The organism is Micromonospora yasonensis (genome assembly GCF_026013475.1).
Lineage (GTDB): Bacteria > Actinomycetota > Actinomycetes > Mycobacteriales > Micromonosporaceae > Micromonospora > Micromonospora yasonensis.
Genome location: NZ_JAPDPH010000134.1, coordinates 1 through 19,698 on the forward strand (window position 1 = coordinate 1; position 19,698 = coordinate 19,698).

The 19,698-nt window shown below is 73.8% G+C and carries 19 protein-coding genes; 5 read left to right on the plus strand and 14 right to left on the minus strand.

Going from position 1 to position 19,698, the window contains the following annotated elements; genetic code table 11:
* Positions 1-89 precede the first annotated feature (89 nt).
* Genes ONA70_RS23730 through ONA70_RS23750 form a run of 5 tightly spaced genes read right to left on the minus strand, consistent with a single transcriptional unit; the run spans position 90 to position 4,003 of the window.
* Positions 90-1,328, minus strand: a complete 1,239-nt coding sequence (locus ONA70_RS23730; RefSeq protein WP_265008681.1) for a styrene monooxygenase/indole monooxygenase family protein — start codon at positions 1,326-1,328, stop codon at positions 90-92.
* 17 nt (positions 1,329-1,345) lie between these two features.
* The gene (locus ONA70_RS23735) at positions 1,346-1,945 is read right to left on the minus strand and encodes a GTP-binding protein (protein ID WP_265008682.1); all 600 of its coding nucleotides are present in this window, start codon (positions 1,943-1,945) and stop codon (positions 1,346-1,348) included.
* Positions 1,923-2,264, minus strand: a complete 342-nt coding sequence (locus tag ONA70_RS23740) for a DUF742 domain-containing protein (RefSeq protein WP_265008683.1) — start codon at positions 2,262-2,264, stop codon at positions 1,923-1,925. Before ONA70_RS23740 ends, ONA70_RS23735 begins: the two co-directional genes overlap by 23 nt.
* 21 nt (positions 2,265-2,285) lie before the next feature.
* Positions 2,286-2,744, minus strand: coding sequence for a roadblock/LC7 domain-containing protein (locus tag ONA70_RS23745; RefSeq protein ID WP_265008684.1), 459 nt, complete (start codon positions 2,742-2,744; stop codon positions 2,286-2,288).
* On the minus strand, positions 2,741-4,003 hold the full coding sequence (locus ONA70_RS23750; protein WP_265008685.1) for a sensor histidine kinase: 1,263 nt from the start codon (positions 4,001-4,003) through the stop codon (positions 2,741-2,743). Before ONA70_RS23750 ends, ONA70_RS23745 begins: the two co-directional genes overlap by 4 nt.
* A 274-nt stretch (positions 4,004-4,277) precedes the next feature.
* On the opposite strand from ONA70_RS23750, the gene ONA70_RS23755 reads away from it, so the two are divergent.
* A complete protein-coding gene (locus tag ONA70_RS23755; RefSeq protein WP_265008686.1) occupies positions 4,278-4,904 on the plus strand; it encodes an SGNH/GDSL hydrolase family protein in 627 nt (208 codons plus the stop codon).
* 36 nt (positions 4,905-4,940) lie between these two features.
* Here the strand turns inward: ONA70_RS23755 and ONA70_RS23760 are convergent, their stop codons facing one another.
* The 9 genes from ONA70_RS23760 to ONA70_RS23800 form a co-directional block, all read right to left on the minus strand.
* Complete coding sequence (locus ONA70_RS23760; protein WP_265008687.1) at positions 4,941-7,679, minus strand: glycoside hydrolase family 38 N-terminal domain-containing protein; 2,739 nt, start codon at positions 7,677-7,679, stop codon at positions 4,941-4,943.
* Positions 7,676-8,818, minus strand: a complete 1,143-nt coding sequence (locus ONA70_RS23765; RefSeq protein WP_265008688.1) for a Gfo/Idh/MocA family protein — start codon at positions 8,816-8,818, stop codon at positions 7,676-7,678. Before ONA70_RS23765 ends, ONA70_RS23760 begins: the two co-directional genes overlap by 4 nt.
* Positions 8,815-9,726, minus strand: a complete 912-nt coding sequence (locus ONA70_RS23770; RefSeq protein WP_265008689.1) for a sugar phosphate isomerase/epimerase family protein — start codon at positions 9,724-9,726, stop codon at positions 8,815-8,817. The genes ONA70_RS23765 and ONA70_RS23770 overlap by 4 nt, the downstream gene beginning before the upstream one ends.
* Positions 9,717-10,925: a CehA/McbA family metallohydrolase gene (locus tag ONA70_RS23775; RefSeq protein ID WP_265008690.1), complete on the minus strand. Its 1,209-nt coding sequence runs from the start codon at positions 10,923-10,925 to the stop codon at positions 9,717-9,719. The genes ONA70_RS23770 and ONA70_RS23775 overlap by 10 nt, the downstream gene beginning before the upstream one ends.
* 1 nt (position 10,926) lies before the next feature.
* Positions 10,927-12,060, minus strand: coding sequence for an ABC transporter ATP-binding protein (locus ONA70_RS23780; protein WP_265008691.1), 1,134 nt, complete (start codon positions 12,058-12,060; stop codon positions 10,927-10,929).
* A complete protein-coding gene (locus ONA70_RS23785; RefSeq protein WP_265008692.1) occupies positions 12,060-12,926 on the minus strand; it encodes a carbohydrate ABC transporter permease in 867 nt (288 codons plus the stop codon). The genes ONA70_RS23780 and ONA70_RS23785 overlap by 1 nt, the downstream gene beginning before the upstream one ends.
* The gene (locus ONA70_RS23790; RefSeq protein ID WP_265008693.1) at positions 12,923-13,870 is read right to left on the minus strand and encodes a carbohydrate ABC transporter permease; all 948 of its coding nucleotides are present in this window, start codon (positions 13,868-13,870) and stop codon (positions 12,923-12,925) included. The genes ONA70_RS23785 and ONA70_RS23790 overlap by 4 nt, the downstream gene beginning before the upstream one ends.
* Complete coding sequence (locus tag ONA70_RS23795; protein WP_265008694.1) at positions 13,845-15,242, minus strand: extracellular solute-binding protein; 1,398 nt, start codon at positions 15,240-15,242, stop codon at positions 13,845-13,847. The genes ONA70_RS23790 and ONA70_RS23795 overlap by 26 nt, the downstream gene beginning before the upstream one ends.
* A 152-nt stretch (positions 15,243-15,394) precedes the next feature.
* Positions 15,395-16,132 carry a GntR family transcriptional regulator gene (locus ONA70_RS23800; RefSeq protein WP_265008695.1) on the minus strand — a complete coding sequence of 246 codons (738 nt, stop codon included), beginning with the start codon at positions 16,130-16,132 and terminating at the stop codon, positions 15,395-15,397.
* A 193-nt stretch (positions 16,133-16,325) separates the two neighbouring features.
* Here ONA70_RS23800 and iolC point away from each other — a divergent pair, with 193 nt between their 5' ends.
* The 4 genes from iolC to ONA70_RS23820 all read left to right on the plus strand — a co-directional run.
* Positions 16,326-17,291: a 5-dehydro-2-deoxygluconokinase gene (iolC, locus tag ONA70_RS23805; protein ID WP_265008696.1), complete on the plus strand. Its 966-nt coding sequence runs from the start codon at positions 16,326-16,328 to the stop codon at positions 17,289-17,291.
* On the plus strand, positions 17,288-18,175 hold the full coding sequence (locus ONA70_RS23810) for a Cgl0159 family (beta/alpha)8-fold protein (protein ID WP_265008697.1): 888 nt from the start codon (positions 17,288-17,290) through the stop codon (positions 18,173-18,175). Before iolC ends, ONA70_RS23810 begins: the two co-directional genes overlap by 4 nt.
* A complete protein-coding gene (iolB, locus tag ONA70_RS23815) occupies positions 18,172-19,068 on the plus strand; it encodes a 5-deoxy-glucuronate isomerase (protein ID WP_265008698.1) in 897 nt (298 codons plus the stop codon). The genes ONA70_RS23810 and iolB overlap by 4 nt, the downstream gene beginning before the upstream one ends.
* The coding region (locus ONA70_RS23820) for a thiamine pyrophosphate-binding protein (RefSeq protein ID WP_265008699.1) at positions 19,056-19,698 on the plus strand (643 nt) is incomplete at its 3' end. The genes iolB and ONA70_RS23820, both read left to right, overlap by 13 nt.

Genomic DNA, 19,698 nt, shown 5'->3' on the forward strand with positions numbered 1-19,698 from the left:
GCCGGTGAGCGAGTTGAGCACGACGTCCACGCCGGGGTGCCCGCCGGGTGGGGGGAGCCCGACGGGCGGCTCGATACCGGCTCGACCGGTCAGCCGGTGACGGTGGCGAGGTAGCGCTCGGCGGCGTCCGGGGTCATGAACCAGTCCCGGAAGTCGTTCGGGTCGCTGAACCCGTTGGCGAAGCGCCGGGCGACCGCCGGGTTGCCGGCGGCCGCGCCCAGCAGTTGCTGCACGTGCGGCGGCAACGGCTGCAGCATGGCGTTGGTCCAGCCGGTGACCGCCTCGCCGGTCGCCGCCCAGAACCGCTCGAAGGCCTGCGTCATCCACTCCCGGTCGAACGGCCGGTCGCCGTGCTGCACGATCGACCCCAGGTACGAGTAGGCGCACTTCGCCGCGGTGTTGCTGCCCTGCCCGGTGATCGGGTCGTTGGCCACCACCACGTCGGCCATGCCGAGCACCAGCCCACCGGAGGGCAGCTCGGCCACCGGGTGGCGCACGGTCGGGGTGTACCGGCCGGAGAGGGTGGCCCGCCCGTCGGTCAGCTCGACGTTGGCGCAGCGCTCGTGGACCCACGGCAGGTACTGCCGGGTCAGGTCGAGGGTGAGCTTGAGGTGCTCGGCCGGGTCCCGCCGCTCGGTCCACAGGTCCAGTGGGCCGCCGGGCACCGCCTCCCAGAACAGGATCTCGCACGGTCCGGAGTGGGTCAGCCCGGGAATGACGAACAGCTCGCCCAGGCCGGGTACGGCGTTGAAGCCGACGTGGGGCACCGGCAGCAGCGGGTCCGGCGCCATTCCGTGCACGTACGCCACGGCCAGCCCGCGCTGCGGCGTGTCGTACATCGAGCGCTGCGGGTCCCGGTCGAAGACGCCCACCAGGTCGCCCTTGCCGGCGGCGACCACGGTCAGGTCGTAGCGGCCGAGGCGGGTAAGGCCGTCCAGGTCGGCGGTGGTGACGGTCTGGTAGAGCACGGTTCCGCCGCGCTGTTCGAACAGCTCCAGCCAGTCGGCCATCTTGATCCGCTGGTCGGTGCTCTGCGCGGGCTCGTCCAGCTGGCCGACGATCCGCAGTGCCCGCTCGCCGGGCGGGGCGGAGAGCGACACCTGCAGTCCCTCGATCCGGGGTGTCTTGTCCGCCCACAGGTCCAGTCCGTACCGGCGCTCGGTGGCCAGCGCGGTGGCGAACATGGCCTGGGTGCTCATCACCCAGCCGCGGCGGATCTCGTCCGGGGTGCGGGCGGACATGACGGTCACGTCGTAGCCCTCGGCGAGCAGGCTCAGAGCGAGCTGGAGGCCGGACTGCCCGGCCCCGACGACAAGGATCTTGCGCATGGTTCCTCCAGGTTGAGCTATCGCGCCGCGAGGGTGGGCCGGGCGGTGCGGGACATGGCGTGTTCCACGACGGCCAGCAGCGCGCGGGCCACCGACGACGGGTCGCGGGCGTCGCAGGCGATCAGGGGTACGCGGGCGGGCAGCGCGAGCGCCGCGCGGACGTCGTCGAGCGGGTGGTGCAGTTCGCCGTCGAAGAGGTTCACGCACACCACGAACGGCATGTCGCTGTCCTGCTCGAAGTAGTTGACGGCCGGGAAGGCGGCGGCCAGGTTGCGGGTGTCGGCGAGCACCAGCGCGCCGACCGCGCCCCGGCACAGGTCGTCCCACATCGGCCAGAAGCGGGGCTGGCCGGGCGTGCCGAACAGGTACAGCACGAGGTCGGGGCCGATGGTGAGCCGGCCGAAGTCCATCGCCACGGTGGTGGTGGACTTGTCGATGCCGGGGTCCATCCGGTCGACGGTCTCGCTGGCGGCGGTCATCCACGCCTCGGTGTTGATCGGCGGGATCTCCGAGATGGACGCGACGCAGGTGGTCTTGCCGACCCCGAAGCCGCCGGCGATGACGATCTTCGCCGAGGTCAGAGGCGGCGGATTGTCAGGCAAGCTTGCGGAGGCCATCGCGCAGTCTCTCCAGAAGGCGGAAGTCGACGTTGTCGTGGTCGGTGTGGATGAGCAGCCGGTCGGTGGCGGCCAGGTCGTCGACGACCACCCGGGTCACCCCCAGCGACATCCCGCAGACCGCGGAGAGTTCGGCCACCGACCGCGCCGTCCGGCGGGCGTGCTCGTACAGCGATCGGGCTTCGGGCAGCAGGCCGGAGGCGAAGACCGCGTCGTAGTAGGGCACCGACACCAGGGTGTGCACCAGCAGTGGTCGGCGGGTGCGGGTGCGACCGGCGGTCAGGACGTACGGCCGCACCTTCCAGTACCTCATCGGCATGATCAGCTTCCTTCGGCCGGGTCAGCGGGGCTGGCTGGCGGTCATCCGGTGCAGTTCGTGCCGCACGGCAGGGGTGAGGGCGTGCCACACCGCGCCCACGAACTGGGTCATGCGGTAGGAGACGATCCGTAGGTCGCAGCCGGGGGCGGCGGCCACCGCCAGGCCGGCGGACTCGCCGACCCGCATGAACAGCAGGTGCCCGCGGGGGAGCCGGACGGTCAGGTACTCGGCGGCGCCGAGGTCGAGCAGGGTGGCGCTGCGGTCGGCCATGCTGAGCAGGCCGGCGGTCAGCGCCGCGAGCTGGTCGCCGAGGTCGCGGCCGACGCCGTGCGAGGCGGCCAGTTGCAGGCCGTCCAGCGAGACCAGTATCGCGTGGCTGACCCCGGGCACGTCCTCGGCGAACTGCCGGATCAGCCAGGCGCAGTCGGGCAGTCCCGGGCCGCCGGTGGCCGTACCGTTGCCGGGGTACGCCTGGGTCATCGCTGCCGTCCTTCGTGGTCGGTGGTGGTGCGGGCGTCGCTGACGCCGGCCTCGAAGGCCGCCGTCTCGTCCGGCCACGCCTCGGGCGGGGAGCCGGCGTCCGGATCCGCCGGCGGGCGGGGCGCCGGGGCCTGGTCGCGGACGCTCTCCGGGACCCGTCGGGGCAGGCCGGTGGCGGATTGCGGCGCGGTGGCGGCCCCGCTGATGGTGGCCAGGGGCACGGTCGGCGAGTTGGTGCTGTCCCGCGCGGCGGCCATCGGTGTACTCCGGGGTTCGGTGGGACCGGTGGCGGCGGATGGCGGCCAGGCCGGGGGTGCGACGGTCGGGCGGGGGCCGGGCGACGGGGGCCAGGGTGCGGCGGCCGGGTCCGGCCTGGGGCCGGGTGACGAGGGCCAGGCCGGCTCGTCGGCGGTCGGATCCGGGGTGGTGGGGATCTCGCAGAGCAGCGCGCCGGGGACCAGCACGGTCGCGGTGGTGCCGCCGGAGGGGCGGTTGGTGAGGGTGACCCGCAGCCGGTGGGCGACGGCCAGGTGGGCCACCACGGCGAGCCCGAGGTGGGTGGCCGGGTCGAGGGCGCCCGGGGCGAGCGGCGTGCCGCCGAGCAGGGCGTTGAGCTGGGGCAGGTGGTCGGGGTGGAGGCCCACCCCGGCGTCCTCGATGCGCAGTAGGACGCTGCCGTCCTCGGTGATGAACGCGGACACGATGACCGGGGAGGTGGGTGGGGAGAACCGGGTGGCGTTGTCGAGCAGTTCGGTGAGCACCCGGATCACGTCGTCGGCGGCGAACTCGACCACCGCCAGGTTCACCATGTTGCCGACCCGGATCCGGGGGTAGTGCTCGACGGCCGAGGTGGCGGCCCGGACCACGTCGACGAGGGTGACGGTCTGCGGGTCGGCGTCCTCGACCCGGCGGCCCAGCAGCACCTGGAGGTTCTCCGCGTGCCGGCGGATCCGGGTGTTCGCGTGGTCGATGCGGTAGAGCCGTTCGAGGCGTTCCGGGTCCTGCTCGTCGGATTCGACGGCCTCGAGGTGGGAGCCCATCTGGTACGCCGAGGCCATGATCCGCATCGCGAACTGCTCGCAGATGGCCGGCCAGGGGTCGGGGCGTTCCTCGGGCGGCGGGGGCGGGGGTGCGGGGGTCCCCGGTGGGTCGACGGTCCACTGGGCGACGGTGGGGTCCAACCAGCGCGCCGCCCGCTGCCGCCAGGTGGCCCGGCGTCGGCCTGCCGAGGCTGCTGGCGTGATGTCGGTGCTTCTCACGAAATTACCGGCCTATCCGTGATGATCGGCTCTGGCATGGTGGAGGAGTCAACCATCGTTTGTGGGCTGATAGCAACGGCCAAGGTCGAGTTGGGGTGGTTTTTCACATCCTGCCCGCCGGGTTGCCACGAATGCTTGATCGGTGCCGGCCGGCGAAACGCAACAGCCGGACGGAGAAACTTTCCCGGCGTAGTGGACGGAAGCCGGCCGCCGGTCGTCTCCCCGGCTGCGGCATGATCATGGGGGCAGCGTCCAGCGGGGAGGAGACGGACAGGTGACTGTGGAGGTGCCGCTCGGCGGCAGGGTGCTCTTCATCGGCGACAGCATCACCGACGCCGGCCGGGACCGGTCCGCCGGCGACGACCTCGGCACCGGGTACGCGATGATGGCCGCCGCCTGGTTCACCGCCCGCCACCCCGGCCGCCGGGTCGGCTTCGTCAACCGGGGCGTCAGCGGCGACCGGGTACGCGACCTGCGCGCCCGCTGGGAGACCGACTGTCTGGCCCTCGCCCCGGACGTGGTGTCGATCCTCATCGGCGTGAACGACACGTGGCGGCGCTACGACCGGAACGACCCCACCAGCGCCGCCGACTTCGCCCGCGACTACCGGCACATCCTGGACGCCACCCGCCGGCTGGACGCGCGGATCATCCTGGTCGAACCCTTCCTCGTCCCGCTCCACGACGCGCAGCGCGGCTGGCGGGAGGACCTCGACCCGAAGGTCGACGTGGTGCGCCGGCTCGCCGCCGAGTTCGACGCGACGCTGGTCGCGGTGGACGAGCTGTTCCAGGCCGCCGACGTGGACGACCGGGTGTGGACCCGTGACGGCGTGCACCCGACCCCGTTCGGGCACGCGCTGATCGCCCAGGCGTGGCTGCGGGCGGTCACCCCGACGGCCTGAGGGTCGGGCGGGCGCGCCCGCCCGACCCCGGCGACCTCAGCCGGCCAGGTCGAGCTGGACGGTGGCGATCTCCCACGCCCGCAGCGGCAGCCGGACCGCGTCGTCCGTCACCGGCAGCTCCTCGCCCGGCCGGCCGCGCAGGTCAGCCCGACGGGCGGCGCGTACTCCCCGGCCGGCGGTGATGACCGCCTCGGTGTCCCGGCTCGCCACGATCCGCAGCTCGATCCGGCCGTCCCGGTCCCGGACGCTGGTCAACGTGACGCCGTCCCCGTCGACCGTCAGGCCGGTCACCGGCGCCGGCAGCCCGGCCGACGGGTCGCCGCCGCCCGGGAAGGCCAGCAGTTCGTGCCGGTACGCCTCGGCCGCCGCAGCCACCCCGGCGGTGTCCCAGTCACCCCGGAACGGCAGCACGGCGAGGTCGACACTGCGCTCGCCCCGGCACTGCGCCTGCGGCGTGGGCAGTTGCGGGCCGGCGGGTTCGTCACGCAGGGCGTGCCGGTTGCGGGACAGCATCCCGATGGCCCGCAGCACGGTGACCGCCAGTTCCCGGCCGGAGTCGGTCAGCTCGTACTCGGTGGGCTGGGTCAGCAGGACGGCGAGGGAGCCCTCGGCGCCCCCGGCGGCGACGAACCCGTTGGCGGGGAACGTCGGCAGCGGCACCTCGCCACCGCCGCCCTCGGCGGTCAGCCCGCGCTCGACGACCGCGAACTGGCCCTCCGCGTGGGAGGTGCCGGCCGGGGACGGCAGCGGCAGGTGCAGCCGTACCCGGTGGTCGTCGCAGCGGTTGTCGAAGCCGAGCCGCAGCCGGGCGAAGGGCTCCCCGGCCCGGACCTCCACCCGGGTGGTGACGAGGGTGGTCTCCCGCTCCACCCGGCGCGAGCCGGCGTCCACGTCGGCGCCGACCGGCCACCGGTACTCGCGGACCACGTCCAGCACGGCGACCACCGGGCCGTCGTGCACCACCTCGGTGCGTACCGCCCGGGGCTTGTCGACCAGCTCGTCGGCGGCCGGCGGGGCGTAGTTGTAGCTGTCGCCGACGTCGCCGCCGTCGACGAGCCGGCCCACCCCGTCGACGCTCACCCCGTCCGGGGTGGACAGCCGCAGCGTGCCGTCCTCGGCCACCTCGACCCGGAGCAGCCCGTTCTCGACCGTCCGGCCGGTCACCGTGACCGGCGCCGGCAGGGCCGCGGCGGGCGCGGGCGGGACCGCCGGGCGGACCGCGGCGAGGCCGAGCGCCGGCACCGTGACCGGCGCGGCGACGGTCACCCGCGGGGCGGCGACGATGCGGACCCGCCACCGGTCCGGGCCGGCCGCCTCGGCCAACGCCAGCCGGACATTCTCGACGTCGAAGGTCGGGTCGCCGTGCCGGGCCACCTCGAAGGTGAGGGTGGCGTCGGCGGGTGACACCGACCAGGTGGTGATCTCCTGGCCGTACAGCTCGGTACCGTGCACCCGGGTAAGGATTGCCGGCAGTTCGGTGGCCGGCACCAGGTCGTCGGCGAGCAGCGTGCGGGCCCGGTCGAGGACCTGGGCGGGCAGCACCGTGCCGGCGGCGTCGGCCAGGCTCACCGGCCCGTCCGCCGGGGCCTCGACGTCCAGCCGGACCACGGCCGTGCGGGTCGCCGGGGTGGGGTTGAACAGCAGGTGCCCGTCGCGCGGCACGTCGGCGGCCAGCCGCGCCCCGACCAGGTCGCAGACCGCCCGGCCGAGCTGGTCGGCCTCGGCCAGCCGGGCGGCCACCTGCTCGGCGGTCTCGTCGCAGCCGCACCCGGTCACCGAGTCGTGGCAGCTCGCGTCGATCAGCCGGGTCCACGCCATGTCCAGGAACCGCTGCACGGACGGGTCGTGGAAGAGGGCGGCGAGGGGTTCGGCGTACCGTTCGACGCGCCGCTCGGCCCGGCCCATCGCCTGCTTCAGGTGGGCGCGTACGGAGATCACGCCGGGCAGGATGTTGGCCCGGGCGTGAGAGCGCAGTTCGCCGGCCACCACGGGCAGGCCGTCCACGGTGGTCGGCTGGGTGGCGAAGTACTCGGCGAGGGTGCCCAGCCGCAGGCGTACCCCGTCGAGCGCGGCGGCGGCGAGCCGGTCCGGGGCGTCCGGCGCGGGCGCGGCGTGGTCGGTGCCGTACATCGCCAGCACCGGGGTATCCACGCCGTCGGGCCGCCAGCCGGTCAGCCGCTCGGCCAGGTCGGCGGCCCGGCGGGTGACCAGGCGCGGGTCGTCCATCAGGCCGGCCGCGTTGCCGTAGCCGCCGGGCAGGTACTCGGTGCGGATCGTGGTGCCGTCCGGGGCGCGCCAGGCGAAGGTGTGCGACCGCACCCGCTCCGGTACGCCCCGGAACACGCAGGCGTGCGCGAGCCCCGCGCCGGCCAGGATCTGCGGCATCTGCGCGATGTGGCCGAACATGTCGGGCAGGTAGCCGACCGGCATCGCCCCGCCCAGTTCCGTGCTGCGGGCCAGGCCGCGCTCCAGGTTGCGGACGATGTTCTCGCCGGAGCAGAGGAACTCGTCGAGCAGGATCTGCCACGGGCCGATCGCCAGCCGGCCGGCGCGGACCAGCGCCTCGACTTGCGCCCGGCGTTCGGGACGGACCTCCAAATAGTCGTCGACGGCGGCGAGCTGGCCGTCCAGGGTGAACCGTTGCCGCTCGTCGGCCGCCATCCGGTCGAACACGTCGTCGAGCAGCGCCACCAGGCGCAGCCGGAACCGCTGGAACGGCTCGTACCACTCCCGGTCCCAGTGGGTGTGCGGTACCACGATGATCTCGGTCGTCATGTCAGCTTCGCCGCCTCTCCGCCGATCGCCGCGCCGGTCAGCTCCCCGTAGCGGCGGACCACCTGTTGGCTGGTACGTAGGTCGGCGGCGCCCTCGGCGACGCCGGTCAGCGGGCGCGCGCCCGCGGTCACCATCGCGTGGAAGGCGACCAGCTCCTGCTCGAACGCCTCGGTCACCGACCGGAACTCGGCCCGCCGCTCGCCGCCGTCGTGCCGGTCCACCGCGGTCAGCGTGGTCGGCGCGTTGAGCAGGTACGGCGACGGGAAGACCAGCTCCAGGGCGCCCCGGGCGTGGTGCAGGATCACCGTCTCCCGGTAGGCGGGGACGTCGGGCAGGTTGAGCCAGCGGATGCCGTACCGGCCGCCGGACGCCAGCCGGCCGGAGATCTCCACCGACGGCTCGGCCGGCCCGACCGGGGTCAGCGGCCAGGTCGCCACGTGGTCCACCGTGGCCGGTGCGCCGGTGAACAGCCGCAGCAGGGACAGGTCGTGCGAGATGCTGTTGATCAGGATCTGGTAGAGGATGCGGGCGCCCGGATCGGCGCCGACCGCCGCGTCGAGCAGCCGCTCGTCGGCCTCCCGGAGCCGGGCCACCGCCCCGGCCGGCAGGTCCCGGGGCGCCGGCGGCAGGTTGGCGAAGGTGAGCTGCTGCTCGCCGGCGGCGTGCAGGACGGTCACCTCGACCGCGTGCACCGCCGCCGCGCCGCCGAGCCCGTCCAGCAGCCGGGCGGCCTCGGTGACCGCCGGGTCGTACTGCTTCATGTAGCCGACCATCAGCGCGGCGTCGGCGTCGGCGAGCCGGTCCGCCTCGGCGAGGGTGTAGGCGAGCGGCTTCTCGCAGAGCACCGGCAGTCCCTGGCGCAGCGCGGCGGCGGCGAGGTCGCCGTGCGAGCCGGAGGTGGCCAGCAGGACCGCGTCGCAGCCGCCCGCGCCCACCATCTCCGCCGCGTCGGTGTGCCGGCGGGGCGGTTCGACGCCGTACCGGTCGCCGAGTTCGGCCAGCCGGGCCGGTGACAGGTCGCTGAGCGCGACCACCTCGAACAGGTCGGCGCGGCGTTGCAGCAGCGGCAGGTGCACGGTCCGGGCGATGACGCCCAGCCCGGCCACCGCGATACGGATCCGCTTCCCCGGTTCGGTCATCGCAGCGCCTCCTCGACCCGGCGCAGGTTGGCCTGCTGGTCGGCGCGGATCCGGGCCAGGTCCCGGCCCTGCCCGGGGGCGTCCTGTTCGATCACCAGCCAGCCGGTGTAACCGGTCTGGTCCAGCTCGCGCAGCACGGCGGTGAGGTCGACGTCGCCGGCGCCGAGCGGGCAGAACCCGCCGGCCGCGACCACCTCGGTGAGGCCGCCGCCGGCGTCCCGGACCCGCCGGTGGACGTCGAGGTCGGCGCCCTTGAGGTGCACCTGGCCGATCCGCCCGGCCCACTTGCAGGCCGCCGCGACCGGGTCGCCGCCGGCGAGGGCGAGGTGCCCGGTGTCCAGGCAGATCGCCACGTCGGTGAGTTCCAGCAGCCGGTCGGCCTCCGCCTCGGTCTCCACCAGGGTGCCCAGGTGGTAGTGGAACACCGGTTCCAGGCCGCGGTCGCGGCAGCGGTCGACGGCCTGCTGCACCCGGGCGGCGAGGTCCGGCCATTCGGTTGCCGGCAGCGCGGTGGTCAGGTCCGGCGGGGTGCCGGGGCGGGCCATCCGGGCCGGGTCGCCGGGGCAGGCCAGGGTGGGGCGGGGCGCGAAGCGCGGGTCGTCGACGCTGACCGCGGTGAACACGTCCAGCGCCGCGTCGAGCTGGGCAAGGTCCGCGGTGAACCCGTCCGGGTCGGCGAAGCGCAGGTCGACCCAGCCGCCGGCCAGCCCGATCCCGGTCGCGGCGAGCCGCCGGTCCAGCGTCTCGCCGGTGCCGAGGTAGCCGATCGGTCCGGAGTCCACGCCGGTGTAGCCGTCCGCCGCCAGCGAGGCGAGCAGGTCCTCGGGACCGACCTCGGGGTCGGTCGGCTGGTAGATGCCGTAGTTGACCGGGGCTCCGGCCACTCTGGTACGTCCGCTCAGCTGCACAGCGCGATCACCTCCATGCGGTGGGATTCGAGGACGTGCAGTCCGTCGCCGGCCGGCAGCCGGCACCGGTCGCCCCGCACGACCCGGTGCCGGCCGTCCGGGTAGCCGAGCAGCGCGCCGTCCGCGTCCAGGGCCAGCAGTTCGTCGCCGAGCCGTAGCAGCAGGGGGGCGCCGGGGCCGGCGGAGATCGCGGTACGGCCGGCGGCCAGGGCGGCGCGGACGGTGGCCTCGTCGGTCGGGTCACCGTCGGCGAGGACCCAGGTGGTCGGTGCGCCGGGCAGTGCGTCCGCGCCGGGCCGGTGGAAGTCGCTGCCCCCGACCGGTACGACGTCCGGCCGCCACGCCTGCGCCCAGGCGAGCGGGGCACCCCAGGTGCGGTCCCACCAGCCGGAGTGCCACACCTCGGCGAGTCGGGTGCGGGTGGTGAGCGGCTGCCGCCAGGCGCAGTCGCCGCCGAGCGGGTGGTTGACCGACATCAGCCCGCCGGCCGCTTCCGCCGTGGCGAGCCAGCGGTCGGGCGGTTCCCGGAAGTCGATCCAGCCGACCGGCCCGAACACGTTGGCGTGGCCCCGGTCGGTGGTCACCTCCTGGCCGGGCAGCAGCGTGATGCCGTACCGGTCGGCCGACGCCGGCAGGTGCGGGTGGTGGCTGACGGTGTTGTGGTCGGTGACGGCGAGGAAGTCCAGGCCGCGCGACACGGCGAGGGCGGCCAGCTCGTCGACGGTGTACGCGCCGTCGCTGTGCACGGTGTGCGCGTGCAGGTCCCCGGCGAGCCACCGCATCCCGTCCACCTCGGGCAGCTGCGGGCGCGGCGGGCGCGGCGGCCGGGGCGGTGCCGGGGCGGCCGCCGGTGGCGCGGATGCGGTGGCGCTGGCGGTGGCGGTGACCTCGTACGGCAGGCCGTCGGGCGGGACGCGGTGCAGCCGCAGCAGCACCTGCCACTCGCCGGGTTCCAGCTCGCCGGGCAGGTAGCCGGGGGTGGCATGGCCGGCGGTGATGGTGTACTCGTCGCGGGCGCCGCCGGACCAGCCGCGGAAGCCGGCCGGGCCGAGGCACCCGAGGTCGAGCACGCCCGCGTCGCGGGAGTACGCCAGCCGGACGGTGAGCGCGGCGGTGCCCGGGGCCACGGTGACCGGCAGGTGCCGCATGATGTTCTGCGCGCGGTCCCGCAGCGTCCAGGTGCCCCGGTGCGTCGTCACGTCAGGCGTCCGCCCCGACTCCGGTACGCGGTGCCGGCACCGGTGGCGCGGCGGCGCCGGTGACCAGTTCGCCGTCCCGGTAGATGAGGGACCGGCCGGGGCGGGGGACCACCCAGCCGGTGTCGCCGGGCTGCGGTTCCCGGCCCTCGGGCACCACCACCTGCACGCTGGTGGTGTCGTCGTCGCCGGGCAGGTCCAGCGACACCAGGGAGAAGCTGCCGAGGTTCTCCACCACGACGACCCGGCCGGTCAGCGCGCCGGGGGCCGGCTCGGGGGAGTAGTCGAGGTACTCGGGCCGGACGCCGTAGACCACGTCCTCGGCGTCGGCGAGCCGGCCGCGTGCCTCTTCGGGCACCGGCAGCCGCACCCCGGCGACGGCGAGTTCGTCGCCGTGCGCCCGGGCCGGGACGAGGTTCATCGGGGTGGAGCCGATGAAACCGGCGACGAAGGTGTTGGCGGGGCGGCGGAACACCTCGGTGGGGGTGCCCACCTGGCGGATCCGTCCGCCCTCCATGACCGCGATCCGGTCGGCGAGGGCGAGGGCCTCGGCCTGGTCGTGGGTGACGAACACGGTGGTGACGCCGAGTTCGCGTTGCAGCCGCTTGAGGAAGGTGCGGGCCTCCAGCCGCAGCCGGGCGTCCAGATTGGACAGCGGTTCGTCGAGCAGGAACACCTGCGGGTGGCAGGCCATCGCCCGGGCCAGCGCCACGCGCTGCTGCTGGCCGCCGGAGAGCTGCCCGGGCCGGCGGTCCAGCAGCGCGGACAGGCCCAGCTCGTCGGCGGTGCTCGCGGCCTTGTCCTGCCGGGCGGCCCGGCCGACCTTCTTGATCCGCAGCGGGTACGCGATGTTGTCCCGCACGGTCATGTGCGGGAAGAGCGCGTAGTCCTGGAAGACCATGGCCACGTCCCGCTGCCCCGGGGGCAGGTTCGTCACCGCCCGGTCGCCGATGCGCACGCTGCCGCCGGAGGCGAGTTCCAGGCCGGCGATGGTACGCAGCAGGGTGGTCTTGCCGCAGCCGGACGGGCCGAGCAGGGCGAAGAACTCGCCGTCGGCGATCTCCAGGTCGAGGGCGTCCAGGGCGCGTACCCCGTTGGGGTAGACCTTGGTCAGCTCGCGCAGGGTGATGGCGGACATCAGCGCTTGATCCCTCCGTGGAAGCGGAAGCCGTACCTGCTGCTGACGAAGACGAACATCAGCGCCACCGGCAGCGAGTAGAGCAGCGAGAAGGTGGACAGCAGCCGCAGGTCGGCCTGGCCGCCCTCGGTGTAGAGGGTGTACATGATCACCGCGGCGGGGGCCTTGTCCGGGCCGCGCAGCAGCAGGAACGGCACCAGGAAGTTGCCCCACACGTTCGCCACCGCCCACACGCCCACGGTGGCCAGGCCGGGCCGGACCACCGGCACCACGATGTGCCGCATGATCTGCAGCGGGCTGGCGCCGAACACCCGCGCCGACTCCTCGTAGGAGGTCGGGGTGGCGTCCATGAAGTCCTTGAGGATGAAGATCGCCGCCGGGAGCAGGCCGCCGGTGAGGACCAGGATCACCCCGAGCCGGGAGTCGATCAGGTTGAGCCGGAAGGCCAGCTCGAACAGCGGCACCATGGTGGCGGTGCCGGTGACGATCGACGACAGCAGCAGCAGGCCGTAGAGGAGCGCGTCGCGGCCCGGCACCCGGACCCGGCTCAGCGCGTACGCGGCCAGCGCGGCGAACACCACCACCAGCAGTGCGGTGCCGCCGGCCAGCCACACCGAGTTGACCAGCGAGGTCAGCGCGTACGGGTTGTCCAGCAGGGTACGGAAGTTGTCCAGGGTGAACCTCGGCAGCGAGATGCCGATCGTCGGGGTGTCGTCGAACGGGGCGGTGGCCAGCCAGAGCAGCGGCAGGGCGAAGAAGGCCAGCACGAGGCAGAGGAAGACGTACCGGCCGATGCGGGCCAGCATGTGCCGCGCCGCCGCCCGCGCCGCGTCGTCGGTCCGGGCCCGGTCCGCCACGGCGCTCATGCCCGCTCCTTTCGCCGGCCCAGCATCCGCAGGTAGATCAGCGCGATGACCAGGTTGATCAGCAGCATGAGGAACGAGATGGCCGCGCCGAAGCCCAGCTCGCCGCCGGACAGCGCCACCTTGTAGACGTAGACCGCGAGGATCTCCGACCGCTGCTCCGGGCCGCCCGCGGTGATCAGGAACGGCGTGAAGTCGTTGAACGTCCAGAGGCTGATCAGCAGCAGGTTGGTCAGCATGTGGCCGCGGATACGCGGGAACACCACGTCGCGCAGCTGCTGCGCGGTGGAGGCGCCGGCCAGCCGGGCGGTCTCCAGGTGCGAGCGGGGGACGTTCTCCAGTGCGGCGGCGTACAGCATCATCGAGAACGCGGTGCCCCGCCAGGTGTTGAAGATGATGATCGACAGCATCGGGTGGTCGAGCAGCCACGCGGTGCCGGGCGTGTGCAGCAGGACGTTGAGCGCGCCGGCGTCCCGGTCGAGCAGGGCGATCCACAGGAACGCGACCACCGAGCTGGGCAGGATCCAGGAGAGCAGGACGAACGCCTCGACCACCCGGCGCAGCGGCCCGCGCCGGTCGCGCAGCGCGAACGCGATCGCGAAGCCGAGGCCGGCCTGACCGATCACCGCCGAGCCGAGCACGAACTGCAGGGTGAGCAGCAGCGAGGTGCGGAACCGCTCGTCGCCCAGCGCCGTGGTGTAGTTGTCCAGCCCGACGACCTCCGGGTGCGCCGCGGCCAGCCCGGTGAGCCGGTAGTTGGTGACCCCGAGGTAGATCGTCCAGGCGGCCGGCAGCACGAGGAAGAGCAGGATCAGCACCATGCTGGGGACGAGGAACCCGGCAGCCCGGGCCCGGCCCAGCCCGGCCGCGTCAGGGGCCGGGGAGGCGCCCGTTTCCGGGCGCGCTCCCTCGACCGTCTCGTCAGGACGAGACGTTACCTGGACCACCGACGATCCCCTCGACCTTCTTCTGGTACGCCGAGGCCGCCTCGTCGGCGCTCTTGCCCGACGCCGCTGCCGCGGTCGCCTCCTGCAGCGCGACCGAGACCTGCGGGTAGACCGCCAGCGGCGGCCGGTACGCGGTCAGCGGCAGCACCTTCTCGGCGACGAAGTTCAGCATCGGGTCGCCGCTGAGCACCTCCTTGTTGACGTCCGTGCGGGAGGTGATCCGCGCCGCCCCGGCGAGCTGCGCCTTGGTGGCCTCCGCCGAGTGCATGAACGCCAGCAGCTCGAACGCCTGCGACGGGTACTTCGAGTTGGGGTTCAGCACGTCGACGCCGCCGCCGGACATGCTGACGAAGTCCTGGCCGCGGATGCCCGCGCCGGGCTGCTTGGCCGGGATCATCGCGTACCCGACGGTGCTGTCCCGGTCGGGCATCTTGGCGGTGCCGTCCTTCGGGTTGATGACGCTGCGCCAGAAGTAGTCGCCCTCGGCCAGGATGCCGATCTTGCCGGCGGCGAACTCCTCGAAGGACTTGTCGCGCCCCTTGGCCTCCTGCTGGAGCTTCGGGTCGCCGAGGCCACCACCGTAGATCTTGGTGTAGAAGTCGAGCACGTCCTTGACCGGCTGGTTGGCGCCGGCCCACTTGCCGTCCTTCCAGATCTCCCCGCCGGCGCCGACCAGCAGCGGCAGCGCACCCTGCATGGTGGTCGCCTCGCCCATCGCCGTACCGGCGTTGATCTGGATCGGCGTCACCCCGGGCAGGGCCTTGAGCTTGGTGCCGGCGTCGAGGATCTCCTGCCAGCTCTTCGGCTGCCAGTCGGCGGGCAGGCCGGCCTGGGCGAAGAGCTTCTTGTTGAAGTAGAGCACCCGGCCGTCGGTGCCCTGCGGGATGGCGTACCGCCTGCCCTCGAACGTGCCCAGGCCCTGCACGCTCTCCGGGATCTGGGACCAGCCGTCCCACTTGTCGGCCTGGTCACCGGCCACGTCGGACAGCGGCTTGAGGTAACCGGCCTGCACGAACTCGCCGACCCAGATGCCGTCGACGGACATCACGTCGGCGCCGCCCTTGGACCGCAGGTCCAGGGCAAGCTTGGTCTTGTACTGCTCGTCGTCGACGCCACTGGCCACGAACGACACCTTGGCGGTGACGCCCTTGGCCTTCTGGGCCTCGACGAACCGGGGGATGACCCACTTCTCGATCCACTCGGCGCTGGTGGAGTTCTTGCCCCCGGTGATGGCGTTGGCGGCGATGGTGAGGGTGATGTTCTTGGCGTCCTTGCCGGCGGGCCCGTCGGAGCCACCGCAGGCCGTGGCGGTGAGGGTGACGGCGGTGAGCGCGGCGAGCACGCCCGTGACGCGTCTCGGCGTGACTGACATGGGCTGTTCCCTTCGCAAGAGGTGACTTTCGAAGAGACTCGCGGGTCGCCGGCCGGCCGCAGGTCGGTGCCGGCGGTGCTTGTCGGCCACAATGTCATGACAGCCTGACGACGTAAATACCTGTCACTGAAATCGGCGCGAAACATTCACCGTCACCGCTCGGCGACGGTCACCTCAAGGGCGTAGCGGGAGGCGCGGTAGATGTGCTCGCCGTGTTCGACGTGGCGGCCCTCGTCGTCGTAGGCGGTGCGGGACATGGTCAACAGCGGGGCGTTGCGCCGCTCGCCGAGCATCTGCGCCTCGGCGGCGGTGGCGGCCCGCGCGCCGATCCGCTGGTGGGCGCTGCGGACCCGGACGCCGGCCGCGCGCAGGATGGCGTAGAGACCCCGGGTCTGCAGGGCCTCCAGGGAGAGCCGGACCGGGGCCGGTGGCAGCCAGTTCTCCATCACCGCGAGGGGCTCGCCGTCGGCGAACCGCAGCCGGCGCAGGTGCTGCACCGGACTGTCGGCGGCCACGCCCAGCGCGGCGGCGACCTTCGCCGGGCACTCCACGGTGGCCAGTTCCAGCACCGAGGTGGACGGTTGCCGCCCGGCCCGGGCCAGGTCGTCGTGCAGACTGGTCAGCTCCACCCCGCGGCGGACCTCACCACGGACGACCTGGGTGCCCACGCCCCGGCGGCGCACGATCAGCCCCTTGTCGACCAGGTGCTGGATGGCCTGCCGGACGGTGGGGCGGGACAGTCCCAGCCGGTCGGCGAGCTGCAGCTCGCTGTCCAGCCGGTCACCGGGCGCCAGGTCACCGCGCTGGATCGCGGCGGCGAACTGCTCGGCGACCTGGAAGTAGAGCGGGACCGGGCTGCTCCGGTCGACGACGATCTCGGGGCCGGTCACGGGGACCTCCTCGTCGGGGATGCCCGTGGTCGGGGGCACGGGATGGGCGTCACTGTACCGAAGCGGTCACCGGGGGCAGAGTCTTGCGGATGTCAGGACAACACATTGACACCACTCGCGGCCACTGTTACCAATCAATGACCAGGTTCGAGCCGGCGGTGACGCCGTCGCCGGCCCGGCGGAAGGACGCCGCATGCTCGACGTGCTCACCATCGGCCGGGTCGGGGTGGACATCTACCCCCTGCAGATCGCCACGCCGCTGGCCGAGGTCGAGACGTTCGGCAAGTTCCTCGGCGGCAGCCCGACCAACGTGGCGGTCGCTGCCGCCCGCTACGGCCTGCGCGCCGGAGTGGTCACCCGCACCGGCGCCGACGCCTTCGGCGAGTACGTGCACCGGGCGCTGCGCGACTTCGGCGTCGACGACAGCCAGGTACGACCCGTCGCCGGCCTGCCCACCCCGGTGACCTTCTGCGAGATCTTCCCGCCCGACCACTTCCCGATCTGGTTCTACCGCACACCCACCGCGCCGGACCTGCAGATCCACCCCGACGAGCTGGACCTGGACGCGATCACCACGGCGCGGATCTTCTGGCTCACCGGCACCGGGCTGTGCCAGCGACCCAGCCGGGACGCGCACGCCGCCGCGCTGGCCGCCCGCGCCGGCCGGGCACACACCGTCCTGGACCTGGACTACCGGCCGATGTTCTGGCCGGACCCGGCCGCCGCCACGGCCGCGTACGCCGACGCGCTGCCGCACGTCACCGTCGCCGTCGGCAACCTCGACGAGGTGGCGGTGGCGGTCGGCAGCCGGGACCCGGAACACGCCGCCCGGCTGCTGCTCGACCGCGGCCCCCGGCTGGCGGTGGTCAAGCTCGGGCCCGACGGCGTGCTGGCCGCCACCGCCGAGCAGACGGTCCGGGTGCCGCCGGTGCCGGTCGAGGTGGTCAACGGCCTCGGTGCCGGGGACGCCTTCGGCGGTGCACTCTGCCTGGGCCTGCTGCGCGGCTGGCCACTGGAGCGGACGCTCCGGTTCGCCAACGCGGCCGGGGCCATCGTCGCCTCGCGCCTGGCCTGCTCGTCCGCCATGCCCGACGAGGCCGAGACCGAGGCGCTGGCGGCCCGCGCACAGCCGGCTCCAGCCACGGAAGGAGATCGGTGAGCACCGAGTACGAGGCACTGACCCTCACCCGCGCGCACCGGCCGCAGGCGATCGCCGAGGCCGCCGCCCGGCGTACCCGTCGACCGTGGCCCGACCACGACCGGCCGCTGTTCGTCATCGCCGCCGACCACCCGGCCCGGGCCGCGCTCGGCGTACGGGACCGGCCGATGGCCATGGCCGGGCGGACGGACCTGCTCGACCGGCTGCGCCTGGCCCTGTCCCGCCCCGGCGTCGACGGGGTGCTCGGCACCCCCGACATCCTCGAGGACCTGCTGCTGCTCGGCGCGCTCGAGGACCGGCTGGCGATCGGCTCGATGAACCGCGGCGGCCTCTCCGGCGCCGCGTTCGAGCTGGACGACCGGTTCACCGCGTACGACGCCGACAGCATCGCCGCGATGGGCTACGACGGCGGCAAGATGCTCTGCCGGATCGACCCCGACGACCACGGCACCGCCTCCACCCTGCAAGCCTGTGCCCGGGCGGTCAGCGCGCTGGCCGCCCGCCGCACGGTGGCGCTGGTCGAGCCGCTGTGGGTCGGCCGGGCCGACGGGCGGGTCCACGTCGACCTGAGCCCCGAGGCGGTGATCAAGAGCGTGAGCGTCGGGCAGGCGCTCGGCACCACGTCGGCGTACACCTGGTTGAAGCTGCCGGCGATCGACGAGATGGCGCGGGTGATGGCCGCGACCACGCTGCCCGTGCTGCTGCTCGGCGGCGACCCGACCGAGACCCCGGACGTGGTCTACGCCCGCTGGCAGCGGGCGCTGCGGGTGCCCGGCGTACGGGGCCTGGTGGTCGGCCGGGCGCTGCTGTACCCGCCGGACGACGACGTGGCCGCCGCGGTCGACCTCGCTCACTCCCTGCTGCCCACGAGGCAGGAGGCGTGAGCTTCCACCTGCCGTGGGGGTCGACCGCGCGGGAGCCCTGGGCGCTGGAGGTCGGCCCCGAGCGGGCCGGCTGGACGTACGCGGGACTGCGGGTGCTGGTGCTGCCCGCCGGCGGGGAGGTCACCTTCGCCACCGGCGAGGAGGAGATGCTGGTCCTGCCGCTCGCGGGGTCCGCCACCGTGCGTTGTGACGGGACCAGCCTGGCGTTGACCGGGCGGTCCTCGGTGTTCGCCGCGGTCACCGACTTCGCCTACCTGCCCAGGGACGCCACGGTCACCGTCACGGGGCAGGGGCGGTTCGCGCTGCCGTCCGCCCGGGCCCGGCGCCGGTTGGCGCCCCGCTACGGCGCGGCCGGGGACGTGCCGGTGGAGTTGCGCGGCGCCGGCTCGGCCAGCCGGCAGGTCAACAACTTCTGCGCCCCGGAGGTGTTCGACTGCGACCGTCTGGTGGCCGTCGAGGTGCTCACCCCGGACGGCAACTGGTCGTCGTACCCGCCGCACAAGCACGAGGACGACCGGGTGCACGACGACGCCCGGGTCGAGGCCCGGCTGGAGGAGATCTACTATTTCGAGGTCGCGGGCGGCGCGCCCGGCGACGGCGGGGCGGTCGGCTACCAGCGGGTGTACGGCAGCGCCGAGCGCCCCATCGACGTCCTCGCGGAGGTGCGCACCGGGGACGTGGTGCTCGTCCCGTACGGCTACCACGGGCCGTCGATGGCCCCGCCCGGCCACCACCTCTACTACCTGAACGTGCTGGCCGGACCGGGTCCGGTGCGCAGCATGGCGTTCGTGGACGATCCGCGGCACGGCTGGATCCGGGACGGCTGGGCCGGGCAGCCGATCGACCCGCGGCTGCCGCTGACCCGGGCAGGAGGCGACCGATGCCCAGACTGACCGTGGCGCAGGCCGTGGTGACGTTCCTGGCCCGGCAGTGGTCCGAACGCGACGGCCGGCGGCAGCGGTTGATCCCGGCCTGCTTCGGCATCTTCGGCCACGGCAACGTGGCCGGCCTCGGCGAGGCCCTCGCCGGCGCCGCCGCGGCGGGCGTGGACCTGCCGTACCGGTTGTGCCGCAACGAGCAGGGGATGGTCCACACCGCCGCCGCGTACGCCCGGATGACCGACCGGCTCAGCACGCTGGCCTGCACCACCTCCATCGGGCCGGGCGCCACCAACCTGGTCACCGGCGCCGCCGGGGCCACCATCAACCGGCTGCCGGTGCTGCTGCTGCCCGGTGACAGCTTCGCCACCCGGCCGGCGAGCCCGGTGCTGCAGGAGCTGGAGGACGTCCGCTCGTACGACGTCAGCGTCACCGACGCGCTGCGCCCGGTCTCCCGCTACTGGGACCGGATCAACCGGCCCGAGCAGCTGCCGGCCGCGTTGCTGGCGGCGATGCGGGTGCTCACCGACCCGGTGGAGACCGGCGCGGTCACCCTCGCCCTGCCGCAGGACGTGCAGGCCGAGGCGTACGACTGGCCGGAGGAGTTGTTCGCCGACCGCACCTGGCACGTGCCCCGGCCCCGGC

Bases quoted from the DNA above. Each gene is read 5' to 3' on its own strand.
- iolC (WP_265008696.1), top strand. From the start codon at position 16,326: ATGCTCGACGTGCTCACCATCGGCCGGGTCGGGGTGGACATCTACCCC.
- ONA70_RS23765 (WP_265008688.1), bottom strand. From the start codon at position 8,818: ATGACCGAACCGGGGAAGCGGATCCGTATCGCGGTGGCCGGGCTGGGC.
- ONA70_RS23780 (WP_265008691.1), bottom strand. From the start codon at position 12,060: ATGTCCGCCATCACCCTGCGCGAGCTGACCAAGGTCTACCCCAACGGG.
- ONA70_RS23740 (WP_265008683.1), bottom strand. From the start codon at position 2,264: ATGCCGATGAGGTACTGGAAGGTGCGGCCGTACGTCCTGACCGCCGGT.
- ONA70_RS23735 (WP_265008682.1), bottom strand. From the start codon at position 1,945: ATGGCCTCCGCAAGCTTGCCTGACAATCCGCCGCCTCTGACCTCGGCG.
- ONA70_RS23745 (WP_265008684.1), bottom strand. From the start codon at position 2,744: ATGACCCAGGCGTACCCCGGCAACGGTACGGCCACCGGCGGCCCGGGA.
- ONA70_RS23785 (WP_265008692.1), bottom strand. From the start codon at position 12,926: ATGAGCGCCGTGGCGGACCGGGCCCGGACCGACGACGCGGCGCGGGCG.
- ONA70_RS23730 (WP_265008681.1), bottom strand. From the start codon at position 1,328: ATGCGCAAGATCCTTGTCGTCGGGGCCGGGCAGTCCGGCCTCCAGCTC.
- ONA70_RS23760 (WP_265008687.1), bottom strand. From the start codon at position 7,679: ATGACGACCGAGATCATCGTGGTACCGCACACCCACTGGGACCGGGAG.
- ONA70_RS23795 (WP_265008694.1), bottom strand. From the start codon at position 15,242: ATGTCAGTCACGCCGAGACGCGTCACGGGCGTGCTCGCCGCGCTCACC.